Here is a 14,636-nt window from a genome sequence, read left to right on the forward strand (position 1 = left end):
GAAGCGTAGGTATAATAGTATTTGTCGCTGAGATGAGCGGCAATGAAAAATGATTTTATTAAAGGAAAATACGGCCCGGTAGTTTAGTTGGTTAGAATGCCGCCCTGTCACGGCGGAGGTCAGGGGTTCGAGTCCCCTTCGGGTCGCCATGCGGAAATAGCTCAGCGGTAGAGCATCGCCTTGCCAAGGCGGGGGTCGCGAGTCCGAATCTCGTTTTCCGCTCCAATTTAACTTTTATGGCGACATAGCCAAGCGGTAAGGCAGAGGTCTGCAAAACCTTTATCCCCAGTTCGATTCTGGGTGTCGCCTCCATAAAAGAATATATTGCCGGGGTGGCGGAACTGGCAGACGCACGGGACTTAAAATCCCGCGGTTGGTAACAACCGTACCGGTTCAATTCCGGTCCTCGGCACCATAATATAGTGCAAGTTGTCTTTTTTTGATTAGTTGAATATTGATATGCATGCGGAAATAGCTCAGCGGTAGAGCATCGCCTTGCCAAGGCGGGGGTCGCGAGTCCGAATCTCGTTTTCCGCTCCAATTTAATTTTTATGGCGACATAGCCAAGCGGTAAGGCAGAGGTCTGCAAAACCTTTATCCCCAGTTCGATTCTGGGTGTCGCCTCCATAAAAAATATATGCCGGGGTGGCGGAACTGGCAGACGCACGGGACTTAAAATCCCGCGGTTGGTAACAACCGTACCGGTTCAATTCCGGTCCTCGGCACCATTTGCCAATTAAAGACACAAGCAGTTGTGTCTTTTTGTTTTATAATACAATAATTTTATATATAGAAACAAAAAAGCAATGTTTTTTCATTCGAAAAATACATTGCTTTTAATTTTAAATCAATCGACGGCATCGCAAGAGCGCATGGCAAGAATTGTTTTGGTAATGAGTTCTTCAAGACTCCAGCCAAGCATTGCAGCACCACGTTCAATTACTTCACGTGAGCAGCCTGCCGCAAAACCTGTCGATTTATACTTCTTTTTTACAGATTTGTATTCGAGGTCTTTGACACTTTTTGATGGTCGCATCAAAGCTGCGGCACCGATTAAGCCGGTTAACTCATCCGTGGCATAGAGTATCTTTTCCATCATATGTTCGGGTTTAATATCCACGGTGATAGAATAGCCATGACTGGCGGTTGCGTGAATCATCCGTTCATCGATATTGTTTTTTCGCATCAATTCCTGTCCTTTTATACAATGCTGGTCTGGATATTGCTCAAAATCAAGATCGTGAAGTAAACCTACAATGCCCCAAAAATCTTCTTCATCGCCATACCCTAATTCTTTCGCAAAATAACGCATAACTCCTTCGACAATCAAAGCATGTTTTAAATGAAAGGCATCTTGATTGTATTCATTTAATAATTGCCAAGCGGCATCTCTCGTAATGGCTGTACTCATGTGATAACCTCCTCGATATATAGACTGGAATGTATGATTTTTAAGACTCTGTAATATACAATCTAGCCATTATCTTACGCGTGTAAAAAAGAAAAGTCAAATGACAGCTGTGGCGATTGTACGTTTGTACCTGTTTCGTTTTTTGCGGAGCCTTATTTGATTTTGCCCAATGATTCGTCTATAATAAGTTTATTGGGAAAATGCTCATGAGCGATCAGGAGCTTTTTTTATGGAAAATACCTGAAAGTAAATAGGGGTGTGACATGGAAAATCAAGTACAACCAGAAAATATTACAAATCAGTTATTGAATGTGTTCAATTATGCATTTGTGGAGTCAGCACCATATAGTTTTTTTGTGCCAAAGAAAGAAAAATACGTTGCCGTTCATGTAACGAAAAAAATATACACTTGTTTAGCTTGTGCGAAGCAGGTTGAAGTCAAATACCACGAAGCTGGTGTTGTGTATTTTTCGAAAGAGCGTTTTGAAAAGCAGCGGGCTGTATATGAAAAAAAAGCCCTGCCGTTTTTAAGTGAAAAAGATTTACAGGCGGAAAAAGAATTTATTTATCAAGAAACAGGGTATTGTGAGCAGTGTGCACCTAAGGTCCTTTTAACAGGCGATGCAAAACAAAAAATTTATAATATATGCCAAGATATTCATAAAGAAGATGAACTTCTTTTAGTAGAGGCTAAGGTTTGTATGGAAAATCAACTTAAAAAATGGCTAAATACATTTATGAAACCTTCACAAATTACACAATATGACCTATCGAGTTATAGTGCTCTTAAAGATTTAGTATGTGCGGCAATTTTGGATGATACAATTGGAGTGGAAAACTGTCTGATTTCTTATAAAAACAAAATAGGAAAAATGATTGCGGATACAGAAAAACTACTAGTCGATATGCCGGAAAAATGGTCTATTCATGCAGCTAGATCAACGGCGATTTACGAATCCATGTCGGATGAACTGTATCATGAATACACGGTTGTTTTCCCTGAGAAAAATACCATACCGCAGGATTTCTTTATTCAGCGTGCTATTGAAAAAATACGGATTGAGATGTTTTTAAAACAAAGCAGAGTCTCAAGTGTTGAACAATTGATGCTTGAAGCAGGTTTTGAGAATGCTTGGATTGATTTGCTTATTGACCATATTGCAACATTCGAGAAATAAAAAAGGCTCTCTGTTGAGAGCTTTTTTTATGAAATAGGATACGAACAAATGTTTATTATAAAGAGGAGGTCATTTGGAAATGGAAACTGTTCTTATAGTATTAGCTATTTTACAGCTGATACTAATGTTTTGCATTTTACTGTATTTAGTTAAAACGCAAGATAAAAATAAAGATATGAACCGGAATTTCACTGCATTGCAAGACACTTTTTTACAGATGAATCATTTGCTGCGTGATGAAATGAAAGAAACGCGTGCTGAAAACAAGGCGGACATTAGATCCTTTCGCGAAGAACTTGGACAAACTATGAACCAGTTTAATGAATCCGTTATTACGAGGATTTATGAAAATAGTACGAATCAGTTAAAACAGCTTGACAGTTTTTCACAGCAATTGTCACAATTGACGCAACTCAATGAGACTAAATTTGAAAAGCTGCGAGAAACAGTCGAACGTCATTTGAATCAGTTGCGTCTTGATAATCAAATGAAATTGGAAGAAATGCGAAAAACGGTTGATGAAAAATTAAATGATACATTGGAAAAACGACTGGGAGAAAGTTTTCGTATGGTGAGTGAAAAACTGGAACAAGTACATCGTGGACTGGGCGAAATGCAAACACTGGCGATTGGTGTTGGCGATCTAAAAAAAGTATTATCAAATGTTAAGACCCGTGGTATTTGGGGAGAAATCCAGCTGGGTAATTTGCTGGAACAAATTTTGATACCGGAACAATATGCAACGAATATTGCTACTGTACCCAATAGCAATGAACGGGTAGAATTTGCTTTAAAACTTCCAGGGCGAGACGAAAAAGGTACACCGGTATGGATGCCAATTGATGCGAAATTTCCGCAGGAAGATTATCAAAGACTCTTGATTGCACAGGAGAATGCAGCAGTGGTTGAAGCAGAAGAATCGGCGAAGGCACTTGAGGTTCGAATAAAAGCAGAAGCGAAGGATATCCATACGAAATATATTAGTGTTCCATATACGACTGATTTTGGTATCTTGTTTTTACCAATTGAAGGGCTATATGCGGAAGTTTTACGTCGACCAGGTCTTTGCGAATACATTATGACAACGTATCATGTCGTTGTGGCAGGACCAACAACACTGGCGGCACTTCTCAATAGCTTGCAAATGGGATTTCGAACTTTAGCAATCGAAAAACGCAGTTCGGAAGTTTGGTCGATTTTAAGTGCGGTAAAAACAGAGTTTGGCAAATTTGGTGATTTGTTAGATAAAACTCATAAAAAATTACAAGAAGCAAGTAATTCGATTGACACGGCAGCCCGAAAAACAAGAACTATTGAACGTAAATTAAAAAATGTTCAGGAGCTGCCACAAAATGAAACAGCCGCTGTTTTTCAAATAGACGAAACAGAAGAAGATGATGTAGATGAAAATAAAACAAATGTTGAATAAATTTGCAAAATATAGCCTTTAAATTTTTGTATACATGAAAAAGACCTAGACAAATATTGCGGAAATGTGTTATTATATGGCTGTAAGAAATACCAGAATATTGGCAATGGAGCCATATGATAGGGCATATTCTATTATGCGTGTGCATTTGTACTTGTATAGTAAAGTGCAGTCATATGGTTTTTTTATCGTTGAAATTTTGTTGTCATTAAAATTCTACATATAATATTAAAAAAATTTAAAGGTGGTACAAAAGATGAGTGATTTATTGTATGTGATTCCTGCAGATTCCAAGAAAGAAGACGTACTTGAGCTGCTTAAAACGCATCCGGAAATTAAATTTGTTTCATTAGTGGGTATTGATCTTGCCGGAAATGATACAGATGAAAAAATTCCAATGAGTTTATTCTTAAAAGATATCGATGATTTTTATGCGGGTACGGCTGTTCAAACAGATGGATCGTCTGTTGTATTAACAGGTATTGCCGTATTGAACAATGCAAAAGTAGATATGCCAATTGACCCAAGTGTGAATTGGTTTGTTGATTATAACGTTGAACATTATGATGAAGAATTAGAAAAACCAGTTGGTACTTTGCGTATTCCAGCGTTTTTGATTCATGAAGGCAAACGTGTGGATTCACGTGCTGTTCTTGCTGAAACATTAGTTCATGTTAAAAAAGAACTTTTAGAATTATTCAAAAAACATCCAAAAGTTTCTGGTCTTGAACATATTGATGGTGCTGATATAGCAGATATCTTATTTACATCAGCTACCGAACTTGAATTTTGGGTAAAAACTCCACTTGTTGAAGCTGAAATTGCTGAAATGTCTGCTTCTCAGGTTATGCAGGAACAATACTGGCAGCGTACTCGTGGGGCTGTTCGTACTGCACTTGAACAATGCGTATTGACAATGGATCAATATGGATTGGGTACAGAAATGGGTCATAAAGAAGTTGGCGGCATCAAAGCTCATATTGATGAAGCTGGTAATTTGACACATGTTTGTGAACAAATTGAAATTGACTGGAGATTTGCGGATGCTTTGCAAGCAGCAGATAATGAACTCTTAGTTCGTATTCTGGTTAAAGAAATATTTAGAGAAAACGGTTTAGAAGTGAATTTCAAAGCCAAACCAATGATTGGTCTTGCCGGTAATGGTGAACATACTCATATTGGTATGGCAGCAAAATTGAAATCGGGTAAAATTGTAAACTTGTTCTCTCCAACTAAAATGGATAAAGATTTCATGAGTGCTGTTGGTTATGGTGCAATCATGGGTTTACTTAAAAATTATGAAGTAGTTAATCCGTTTGTTTCGGCAACGAATGACTCTTTAAATCGTTTAAAACCTGGGTTTGAAGCTCCTGTATGTATTGTTACATCTCTTGGTCATACACCAGCAATTCCATCGCGTAACCGCACAATCTTAGCAGGTCTTGTACGTGATTTGAATAATCCGTATGCAACAAGATTTGAACTTAGAGCTTGTAATCCTTATACAAATACGTATATTGTTTTAGCTGCTATTTATACCGTTATTCTTGATGGTGTTAGAGCTGCTATTACAAAAACTACCGATGAACTTTTAACCGAACTTTCCAAAAATGCTGGTGAAGAAGGCTTCTACCTTGAAAAAGACAGAGCATATCGTAGTGAAGAAGATGTTTTCGAAGATTATACAGAAGAAGAACGTAATCGTTTGTTTGGTGCGCCTCCTGCAACTGTATGGGAAAATATCAATAGTATTGAAAATCATCCAGATAAACGTGCTGTTCTTACGTCGGGCGGAGCTTTATCGGATACGATTATCAATGCGTTTTCAGCAGGGGCTTTGCTTCGTTGGAAAACAGAAATTATCAGCCGTATCATCCCTGAAAATCTTGACATTGTAAGAGGCAGTAAAGAAATTCACTCTACTTATGTAACGGATCAGGATTCTTATACTTGGAATAAAATTAATAATATTCGCTGTTACTTAGCAAAAGACAGTATTGATGAAAAATCCTTGTTTACTTTACTGATTAATTCATTAAATGAAGGCGATTATGCCACAGCTTCTGGACTCCAAGTTGAAATGTATGATAAAGTACAAGAGCTAAAAGCTTTGTATGTTGCTTATAAGAAAAATATGATTTAATTTTTTGGAGTAAAGTCGCTCTCTTTTTTGGGAGAGCGGCTTTTTTAAAATAAAAAGATTGAATTGTCTGAAAATGCTGTTTTTTTGACGCAACGTTTTGTCCATAGTATAATAATATATAAATATTTTTTTGAGGTGATGCTATTGAAGAAAAGATTTTGTGTATTGATTACAGCCGGAATGTTTGTTTTTATGATGCATACAGTTGTTTTTGCGTCTGCTTTTCTTGTGAAATCAGGTATGCAGGGAGAAAATGTTAAAATTGTACAGAACTTACTTGTTGAATTGGGATATTCCCCAGGGTCTGTTGACGGGGTCTGTGGTTCAGCAACAGTAGCCGCTATCAAGAATTTTCAATCAACCCAGGGCTTAATCGTTGATGGTGTTGTAGGTGATCTTACCTATTCCTATTTGACTCGGTCTGTACCAGACAGCGACAGAGGAGGACAGCGGACACTTTATATGTCAGCATCAGCTTACAGTGCACACGATCCAGGAAATTCAAATCGTACAGCTACCGGGAAATTGGTCAAAAAAGGATTGGTTGCAGTAGATCCTAATGTGATTCCTTTAGGAACACATTTATATATCCCAGGCTATGGTGAAGCCATAGCAGCGGATGTTGGGTCCTCCATTCAGGGGAATCGCATTGATATCGCCTTTGATACACACGAAGAGGCTATCGATTTTGGCCGGCAGTCTATTACTGTATACATAATAGATTAAGTTGCAGTTTTCAGTTGCCATGCTATTTACTAACTTGACATCTCTTTTTATAACGTAGTATACTATATAGGTAATTGAATATCGTTGTATGACCTGAGAGGGAGTAACTAGAGAATTACTGTCAACAAATATGTTGTGTTTTATGCAGCTGGCAGTAGTGTTAAATAGTAAATATTTAATTAGTGAGACTTTTAATGTAGTGATTAGTACATAAAATCATTATAATAAGAGTCTTTTTTTGTTGCTGCAGCGTATAGAGTTGCGCTTGAATCAGTATAGTATAGTAAATTAAAATTAAAGGGAGATTGAAATGGAGATTTTATCAGTACAATTTTTAATGGCATTAGGATCGATTATTATATTGGATTTGGTTTTGGCAGGTGACAATGCCGTTGTTATTGCACTAGCATCGAGGTCTTTGCCAGATGAATTACGGCAAAAAGCCATCTATATTGGTACAGTGGGAGCCATTGGTATTCGTATGCTGATGACAATCGTAGCCGTATGGATCTTAACAATTCCTTTTTTACAAGCAGTGGGTGGTCTGGTTTTGATTCCAATTGCGATAAAATTATTAAAACATGAAGATTCAAGTGCAAATGTTGAGTCGGCTCATGACTTTTGGGGTGCGATCAAGACAATTATTGTTGCGGATGCGGCTATGGGGATTGATAATGTTTTAGCTATTGCTGGTGCTGCCCATGGAAATTTTATATTGGTCTTTATGGGATTGCTGATTAGTGTGCCAATTGTGGTTTGGGGCAGTCAGCTGATCGGTACGCTTATGCAAAAATATCCAGTGTTAATTTATTTGGGTTCGGGGATTTTGGGCTGGACGGCCGGCACAATGGTTATACATGATAAAATCATTGGCGCTTATATTACGGCTATATCACCAATACTCCTTTATGGATTACCAGCATTTATTACGGCTATTGTTTTACTTAGCGGTTGGATGCTTGCTAAAAAGACCGCATAAGATATATGAAGTTGTACGAGACTTTCTTAAAAAAACACTTGCATTTGCAATTGAAAAGAGTTAATATAGATAAGTAAGTTAAGCGACTTGCGAATCTTGTATGACTCACTAGCTCAACTGGCAGAGCAACTGACTCTTAATCAGTAGGTTCGGGGTTCGATTCCCCGGTGGGTCACCATGTAAATTCAACGTGTTCAGGGTTTTGGGCACAGTTTAATCAATGGGGCTTGAGCACAATTAAATAATAATTGTGTCTGCAGGGTCTTTATAAAAGTAAATAATGTGCAAATAGGTCCGACGGAAATTTTATCGTCGGATTTATTTGTGTTAAAAAGCGTGCTTGATTTAATAAGGTGATGACCATATCTCGGAGATTGATGACTTTTGTGAACATCACTTGGCACTATCATTAGTTGGAATAAATATATGTTTTCTTAATAAAAGTCAGTAATGTCAGCAGATAGTTGATATTACTGGCTTTATTGATATGAAAAGTGAGGGCTGCAGAAATTGCGATTCCAAATTTCTGTATTCACGAACATCATCAAAAAACGTTATTGCCAGAATATGCTGAGTTGTGTACATAACTATCAGCCAATTAGGGGCGTTATACGGTTCCTGAACTTCTGGAAATTGGACAGGATTTTACAGAAAAAGTATACCAAAATTCAGATCGAATTTTGGTAAAGTAACTGTAAAAAGTTTTATTTGTCGAATTGAATGGTGGCAGCTGATCAGAAATACAGAAGACTAGTGTATATAAAATGTATCGTATACGATGGAGCGGATATACTTATCAACTAAGTACTTGCTTTTTATAATACGTGAAAAAGACCTACAAAATTCATGATGTGAATTTTTGTAGGTCTTTTTTAGTTAAAAATGCTATTTATCCTTATTTCATGCGAGCTTAAAGGTTTTTGGAGGAATTTTTGCTTTATTGTTAAGCCGCAATCGGCAGTGTTAGAGCGGCTGAAGCTTTGATGGTAGTGAATCTATCATCTGGTTGGAAATCAATAATTTGTAGTTTTTTTATCAATTCGATAAACACATCTCTTAATGGTTTATTTGTGTCAACAAAGTTTTTACCAGCTTTAAATGTAGTATATTTATCACCGCCTGCAGCCATGAAATCATTTGTTACGACTTTATAAGTTTTATTCAAATCAAGCGGAGTTTCGTCAAGCATAGTAACTGACACGATTTGTTGACCAAATGGCTTCGAAGGATCAGCTTTGACTTTAATACCAGAGAACTGCAGCATACCAATTTGGGCATTCAGGATACCGTGATTAAGAACTTCCATTACTTGCGCACCAGTCAGGTCTACCGTATATAAAGTATTGTCAAATGGCATTACTTCATATAAGAGTCCCGTGGTAATGCTGCCAGATGGAATACTGACTCTGAGACCACCACCATTCTCGAAGGCAATATCGGCATGAACTGTTTGTCGCATAACATCAGTACACCATTGACCCAAGGGTGATTCTATAGTTCCGTTTTCATGGCCATGGTTCAAATCAGTAACAGTCTTACCAAGCACGACATTTTTAATAGGATCAATTTCACTTTTGGAGCTGTCAACGATCGACTGGACTTCAGAATCAGCAGTCAGCTCTGCTGGTTCTAGTGGAATGGAACTGACATTTGAAACAATTACCTGCTTAGCACTTTTGTCATAGGTAAGCTCAATTTTACCAACATAACGACCAAAGTGATCTGCTTGGACAATTGGTATGTTATTCACCTTACCAGCGACAATTGTATGCGTATGCCCAGATACGATGGCATCAATCCCTCTTGTATTCATCGCTAAAGTTGCTGAGTCGTTGCTAATTAGACCATCTTTATTCTGAATTGCGCCCAAATGACCGACTACGATAATCACTTCAGCACCTTTTTGTTTAAGTTCAGGAACTAAGGTATTGACAATCTTGGCAGGGTCTTCGAAGTCATATGCACCAACTACTCTAGGGTTCGACTTAAAGGCTGTTTCCGGAGTAGCGATACCGATAATGCCGATTTTCAGACCAGCTTTTTCAATGATGATATATGGTGTTGAAAAGTCCGCCAACTTGCCGGTCTTCTTGTCAATAATATTAGCTGCGAGATACGGAAAGGTTGATTGAGCAATCTTGGCTTTCAAGATATCGATACCCCAGTCAAACTCATGATTACCAATAGCCATAGCATCAAAATTAAGAGCATTCATGACTTCAACCACAGTTTTACCATATAGCAGATTGGAATCGACGCTGCCCTGGAACATATCGCCAGCACTCAAAAGTAACGTATTATTCGGGTCTTGAGCGATAATACGTTTTAAATATTGCGCCATTTTTGCAGCGCCAGGGTTCTTGCCATTCTCAATCAAAGCGCCATGAAAATCATTAATGCTAAGAATTTTTAGAGTGACAATATTTGAATTCTCGGCAGCCCGGATCGGACTGGCAAACATAACAAAAGAAAATAACATTGTTAACACTACTAACACATTTACATAATTGAGCCTCTTCATGGTGGGCCTCCTCATATTTTGTTTACAAGGACATTTTATCATTGTGTCCAACAGAGTTCTAGTAAATTTAGCGTAATTTTACATAAACATAATATAGTCGGCTTATTTTTTACCATGGTTTTCGATAGTTCAAGGTCAATCGCGATTCAGCCAAAACGAACTCGTCATTACGTATGTATCGAATACTGTAGATTCTAGTGGGATGTACATATGTTTTCCCAAATATACAATATCTCGATTATGGTGTGAATTCTTTCAAAGATGCGCACATAAATAGAGGGAGGGGACGTGTCAAACTTTTGATTGTATCTATAATTTAATGTATTTCTTGACTGCGGAATTCTATAGTAGTATACTGAAATCAAAGCTTTATCAAGGGAGATCATGGTTGCGAAAACAGCTATGATCTTTTCTTTTTTAGGGATAAAAAATGGGAATTTGATATGGCTTCTAATATCAAGACCAAAATATTTTGAAACGCCATCAGAGGGGCATTTTCATGAATGCGATTCAATAATGCTCACCTCAGCACAAATCAAATTGTCAATATAAAGAGTAAGGCACTGCTGCCGTGGAGATTTTGCATCTCTTGGCGGCTTTTTTTGTATGAAATGATAAACTTAATTGCACGAGGGAGGAGATATTATGATGTTAGTGAAAATAATTCTAACAGCTATTCCTTTTATATGGACGATTGGCATGGTTCCTTTTGTCAATCAAGTAAAACCACTTGTCTTCGGGATTCCTTTTTTTGCTTTTTGGATGATTGCGGGGATCTTTGTTTGTTTTCTCTGTATTAATGGTTTGTACTATATTGATAATAAAAAAAATAGAGCCCGATAGCTCAATAAAAAGGACTAAAGAGGTGATACTATTATGTCAGATCAAACAGCAGCATTGCTCATTATTTTTTTATTTGTTATTGGCGTAACCGTTCTGGGTATGATTCCAGGGATGAGAGATCATACAAAAGGTGGTATGAAATTAGAGGATTGGGCTGTCGGCGGTAGGAATTTTGGACGTTGGCTCAACTGGTTTGTTTTGGCTGGGGAAATTTATACAGCGTTTGCTTTTCTTGGTGCCAGTGGTTGGGCTTATGCACGAGGTGGACCAACCTTTTATATTTTGGGTTATGGTGCATTGGCTTATTTAGTTGGTTATTATATTTTACCAAGTATGTCGCCGATTGGGCGTAAATATAATCTTATGACACAACCCGATTTAATTGAACACTTATATGGCAGTAAAACATTAGGTATTTTGACAGCGGTCATTGGTATTGCTTTTTTGTTGCCGTATCTCCAACTTCAACTTACAGGATTGGGTTTAATTATTGAAACCTGTTCGTATGGACAAATTACTCGTGTTCCAGCCATGCTTATTGCTTTTATGATGGTTGCTGCTTTTGTCTATTTTAGTGGGTTAAAAGGGGTGGCAACAACAGCTGTCGTAAAAGATGTTATTATGATTATTGCCATTTTATTCTTTGGAATTTATCTTCCTACGCATTATTTTGGCAGTGTTGGAGGAATGTTTGAAGCCCTGGATACGGCTAAGCCTGGTTTTCTATCCTTGCCAGGAGGAACAAAAAATCTTGATGTATCATGGGTCATGTCGACGCTTGTGGTGACAAGTCTTGGTTTTTATATGTGGCCTCATTTTGCAACGAATAGCTTTAGTGCAAAAAATCCGGATGTGTTACGACATAATGCCGTTTATCTTCCTCTTTATCAAATATGTTTGTTATTCCCCATGCTAGTTGGGTTTACAGCTCTATTGATATTGGCCGAACCGCTTAAAACACCAGATATGGCGTTCATGGTAATTGTTCAACAACTTTTTCCGGCATGGGTATTAGGTTTAGTTGGTGGTGCTGGAGCTTTGGCCTGTATGGTTCCAGCAGGGGATCTACTGCTTTCGACATCAATGTTATTTACCCGAAATGTATACGGACGGACTTTTGGAAAAGAACTTACTCCTTATGGACAAGCCCGTATGGCAAGATTTGTGGTGCTGGGGCTTACCGCTATTGCACTTAGTTTAGCTATTTTTTTACCTAATATGCTGGTTAATTTACTTTTAACGGGTTATTCTGGCGTAACACAATTTTTTCCAATGATTGTTTTAGGACTTTTTTGGGGGAAAGCGACTCGTCTCGGCGCTTATGCAGGGCTTATTGTAGGTGAAATTCTTGTTTTTGGTCTAATTCTTGGCAAGATGGATCCTTTAGCTATAGGCGGGATGAATTTAAATGCTGGTTTTGTTGCTTTGTTTTTCAACTTTATTATTTATGTTGCTATATCTTTATTAAGTAGTTCGGATAAACATCTTGTCAGTGATAAGGCACAAGATTTATAAGAAGTGTTTATCATCTAAGTGCAACAGCAGAACATTAGTTAGCACCTGAAAATTTTCTTGGACGGTTATAGGGCAGCATGTATATTCGCCAGATTAAATATTGTTATTCAAGTACGGAGGTTACTACTATGAATTTATTACACGATTTAGTAAAAAAACATCAGCAAGAAGTCGTTAATCTACGGCGTTATTTTCATACTCATCCTGAAATAAGTAAAAAAGAATTTAATACGCAAAAAAAAATCATGGAAAAATTGACTGCCTTAGGATTGAAGCCAAAAGTCATTGCAAATACAGGGGTCATGGCTGAATTAACTGGTGCTAAACGAGGAAAACGCATTGCCATTCGTGCCGATATTGATGCCTTAGAATTACAAGATGAGTGTGGAAAATCATATCAATCGGTTAATCGTGGTGCTTGCCACGCTTGCGGACATGATGGCCATATTTCGATGCTTCTCGGAGTCGCAAACGTCCTAACTGACTACCGTGAGAATATAGCAGGTACGATCCGGTTTCTTTTTCAACCAACAGAAGAACGTTTTCCTGGTGGTGCACTTAGTATGATTGAAGAAGGTGCTTTAGATGGAGTCGATGCCATTATTGGTGCACATTTGTGGCAGCCTATTCCAATCGGTACCGTCGGAATTAAGTCTGGACGATTCATGGCCTCCCCTGATGAATTTTCTATTGCGATTCAAGGACGAGGTGGTCATGCTTCTATGCCTCATCAAACAGTGGATGCGTTGCTTACAGCCTCACAAATCGTGTTGGCTTTAAATACAATCGTTAGTCGTGGTGTCGATCCTTTAGAACAGGCGGTTGTGTCGATTGGTTCTTTGCATAGTGGAGATACATTTAATATTATTCCTGATACAGCTATTTTGCAGGGAACGGTACGTTCTTTTGAAGAAAATATTCGACAACTGATTTTTGAACGTATTGAAACTATTACCAGAGGCATCTGCGAAGCAGCTGGTGCAACTTATAAAATAGAAAAAATTTTAGGATTCCCCCCGGTTATCAATGAACTAAGCTGTACGAATGTCGTGATGTCAGCTATAAAAGAATCTCTTGGCGAGAATAAAGTTTTTGCCGTGAATCCAAGTATGGGAGGGGAAGATTTTTCGTATTACCTTAAAAAAGTTCCCGGCGCGTTCATGTTCGTAGGTGTTGGAAATGATGCTAAAGGCATTATCTATCCGCAGCATCACCCTAAGTATGATATTGATGAAGATGCTTTAGCCTATGGTACGGAAGTCATGGCTCGCACAGCTGTTCATTTATCTGCAATGGAAGAACCATTTCCTGTAGTTAATAATTGAGCTTTTAAATCAAGAAAGGGTGAGAATATTGCAGGGGAGACTTATAAGCACAATGACTGTGAATTCTTACTGTATACTAAACTGTTTTTTCGGTGCAAACTTCAATGCCATTTTCTTTAAGCAATTTTGTAAAAAGACCATCTCCAGTAATTAAACGACCAGAAAATGTACCGTCATAAATAGTACCACAGCCACAGGTAGGTGAATTGGATTTCAAAATCGCTTTCTTACAGTGAATTAACAAGGCGATTTTTAATGCTATTGTTGAACCCAATAAATAATCGGCAGTTTGATCAGTACCATTTTCTGAAAGAATGCTTCCCTTTTGTTGCTCTGCCGGGGGACGAGGTGTTGGCAATCCGGCAAGTAATTCTGGACAAATGGGTATAGCTTTACCCGTTTTAACCATTTCAATTATTTTTGGTATTGTATGTGAAGTATTATTATATCTACATTCCACACCTGCTAAACAAGCACTTACTACGATCATATATTCGACTCCTTCATTATAAAGTGTTTTAAACAAGGAAGATTGCTGACTCCTGTAAGATCGATTATAGCTTTTT

11 protein-coding genes and 8 tRNA genes are annotated in these 14,636 nt (G+C 37.9%); 16 read left to right on the plus strand and 3 right to left on the minus strand.

Annotated elements, in window-relative coordinates; genetic code table 11:
• Window positions 1-72 precede the first annotated feature (72 nt).
• The 7 genes from BMY14_RS06415 to BMY14_RS06445 all read left to right on the plus strand — a co-directional run bounded on the left by BMY14_RS06415 (window position 73) and on the right by BMY14_RS06445 (window position 728).
• Window positions 73-149 (plus strand) — tRNA-Asp (locus tag BMY14_RS06415).
• A gap of 1 nt (window position 150) precedes the next feature.
• Window positions 151-225, plus strand: a tRNA-Gly gene (locus tag BMY14_RS06420).
• Window positions 226-238: 13 nt separating this feature from the next.
• Window positions 239-312 (plus strand) — tRNA-Cys (locus tag BMY14_RS06425).
• A gap of 14 nt (window positions 313-326) precedes the next feature.
• Window positions 327-415, plus strand: a tRNA-Leu gene (locus tag BMY14_RS06430).
• Between the two features lie 50 nt (window positions 416-465).
• A tRNA-Gly gene (locus tag BMY14_RS06435) sits at window positions 466-540 on the plus strand.
• Between the two features lie 13 nt (window positions 541-553).
• Window positions 554-627: transfer RNA gene (locus BMY14_RS06440), tRNA-Cys, on the plus strand.
• A gap of 12 nt (window positions 628-639) precedes the next feature.
• Window positions 640-728 (plus strand) — tRNA-Leu (locus tag BMY14_RS06445).
• 119 nt (window positions 729-847) lie between these two features.
• Here BMY14_RS06445 and BMY14_RS06450 read toward each other — a convergent pair.
• On the minus strand, window positions 848-1,411 hold the full coding sequence (locus BMY14_RS06450) for a hydrolase (protein ID WP_091830243.1): 564 nt from the start codon (window positions 1,409-1,411) through the stop codon (window positions 848-850).
• 263 nt (window positions 1,412-1,674) lie between these two features.
• On the opposite strand from BMY14_RS06450, the gene BMY14_RS06455 reads away from it, so the two are divergent.
• The 6 genes from BMY14_RS06455 to BMY14_RS06480 all read left to right on the plus strand — a co-directional run bounded on the left by BMY14_RS06455 (window position 1,675) and on the right by BMY14_RS06480 (window position 8,044).
• Window positions 1,675-2,589, plus strand: a complete 915-nt coding sequence (locus BMY14_RS06455; RefSeq protein WP_091830245.1) for a hypothetical protein — start codon at window positions 1,675-1,677, stop codon at window positions 2,587-2,589.
• 79 nt (window positions 2,590-2,668) lie between these two features.
• Window positions 2,669-4,018, plus strand: a complete 1,350-nt coding sequence (locus BMY14_RS06460; RefSeq protein ID WP_091830247.1) for a DNA recombination protein RmuC — start codon at window positions 2,669-2,671, stop codon at window positions 4,016-4,018.
• A 256-nt stretch (window positions 4,019-4,274) separates the two neighbouring features.
• Window positions 4,275-6,161, plus strand: coding sequence for a type I glutamate--ammonia ligase (locus tag BMY14_RS06465; protein ID WP_091830249.1), 1,887 nt, complete (start codon window positions 4,275-4,277; stop codon window positions 6,159-6,161).
• A 138-nt stretch (window positions 6,162-6,299) separates the two neighbouring features.
• Window positions 6,300-6,887, plus strand: coding sequence for a 3D domain-containing protein (locus tag BMY14_RS06470; protein WP_245741307.1), 588 nt, complete (start codon window positions 6,300-6,302; stop codon window positions 6,885-6,887).
• A 310-nt stretch (window positions 6,888-7,197) separates the two neighbouring features.
• Entirely contained in the window at window positions 7,198-7,866 is a 669-nt protein-coding gene (locus tag BMY14_RS06475) for a TerC family protein (protein WP_091830251.1), read from the plus strand.
• A gap of 102 nt (window positions 7,867-7,968) precedes the next feature.
• Window positions 7,969-8,044, plus strand: a tRNA-Lys gene (locus BMY14_RS06480).
• Window positions 8,045-8,809: 765 nt separating this feature from the next.
• Here BMY14_RS06480 and BMY14_RS06490 read toward each other — a convergent pair.
• Window positions 8,810-10,387: a bifunctional metallophosphatase/5'-nucleotidase gene (locus BMY14_RS06490; protein WP_177177502.1), complete on the minus strand. Its 1,578-nt coding sequence runs from the start codon at window positions 10,385-10,387 to the stop codon at window positions 8,810-8,812.
• A 645-nt stretch (window positions 10,388-11,032) separates the two neighbouring features.
• On the opposite strand from BMY14_RS06490, the gene BMY14_RS06495 reads away from it, so the two are divergent.
• The 3 genes from BMY14_RS06495 to BMY14_RS06505 all read left to right on the plus strand — a co-directional run bounded on the left by BMY14_RS06495 (window position 11,033) and on the right by BMY14_RS06505 (window position 14,070).
• Complete coding sequence (locus BMY14_RS06495) at window positions 11,033-11,230, plus strand: DUF3311 domain-containing protein (protein WP_091830255.1); 198 nt, start codon at window positions 11,033-11,035, stop codon at window positions 11,228-11,230.
• Between the two features lie 33 nt (window positions 11,231-11,263).
• Complete coding sequence (locus BMY14_RS06500; RefSeq protein WP_091830256.1) at window positions 11,264-12,745, plus strand: sodium:solute symporter family protein; 1,482 nt, start codon at window positions 11,264-11,266, stop codon at window positions 12,743-12,745.
• Between the two features lie 128 nt (window positions 12,746-12,873).
• A complete protein-coding gene (locus tag BMY14_RS06505; RefSeq protein ID WP_091830258.1) occupies window positions 12,874-14,070 on the plus strand; it encodes a M20 metallopeptidase family protein in 1,197 nt (398 codons plus the stop codon).
• Between the two features lie 76 nt (window positions 14,071-14,146).
• Here the strand turns inward: BMY14_RS06505 and BMY14_RS06510 are convergent, their stop codons facing one another.
• Entirely contained in the window at window positions 14,147-14,560 is a 414-nt protein-coding gene (locus tag BMY14_RS06510; RefSeq protein ID WP_091830260.1) for a 2-thiouracil desulfurase family protein, read from the minus strand.
• Between the last annotated feature and the right edge of the window lie 76 nt (window positions 14,561-14,636).

Origin of the sequence: Propionispira arboris, assembly GCF_900109225.1 — a bacterium.
GTDB classification, from domain to species: domain Bacteria; phylum Bacillota; class Negativicutes; order Selenomonadales; family Selenomonadaceae; genus Propionispira; species Propionispira arboris.

What these genes read in the sequence shown, in the direction of transcription:
- BMY14_RS06470 (WP_245741307.1), top strand. Translation starts at nt 6,300, where the DNA reads ATGCTATTGAAGAAAAGATTTTGTGTATTGATTACAGCCGGAATGTTT.
- BMY14_RS06450 (WP_091830243.1), bottom strand. Translation starts at nt 1,411, where the DNA reads ATGAGTACAGCCATTACGAGAGATGCCGCTTGGCAATTATTAAATGAA.
- BMY14_RS06500 (WP_091830256.1), top strand. Translation starts at nt 11,264, where the DNA reads ATGTCAGATCAAACAGCAGCATTGCTCATTATTTTTTTATTTGTTATT.
- BMY14_RS06475 (WP_091830251.1), top strand. Translation starts at nt 7,198, where the DNA reads ATGGAGATTTTATCAGTACAATTTTTAATGGCATTAGGATCGATTATT.
- BMY14_RS06490 (WP_177177502.1), bottom strand. Translation starts at nt 10,387, where the DNA reads ATGAAGAGGCTCAATTATGTAAATGTGTTAGTAGTGTTAACAATGTTA.
- BMY14_RS06465 (WP_091830249.1), top strand. Translation starts at nt 4,275, where the DNA reads ATGAGTGATTTATTGTATGTGATTCCTGCAGATTCCAAGAAAGAAGAC.
- BMY14_RS06455 (WP_091830245.1), top strand. Translation starts at nt 1,675, where the DNA reads ATGGAAAATCAAGTACAACCAGAAAATATTACAAATCAGTTATTGAAT.
- BMY14_RS06495 (WP_091830255.1), top strand. Translation starts at nt 11,033, where the DNA reads ATGATGTTAGTGAAAATAATTCTAACAGCTATTCCTTTTATATGGACG.
- BMY14_RS06510 (WP_091830260.1), bottom strand. Translation starts at nt 14,560, where the DNA reads ATGATCGTAGTAAGTGCTTGTTTAGCAGGTGTGGAATGTAGATATAAT.
- BMY14_RS06460 (WP_091830247.1), top strand. Translation starts at nt 2,669, where the DNA reads ATGGAAACTGTTCTTATAGTATTAGCTATTTTACAGCTGATACTAATG.
- BMY14_RS06505 (WP_091830258.1), top strand. Translation starts at nt 12,874, where the DNA reads ATGAATTTATTACACGATTTAGTAAAAAAACATCAGCAAGAAGTCGTT.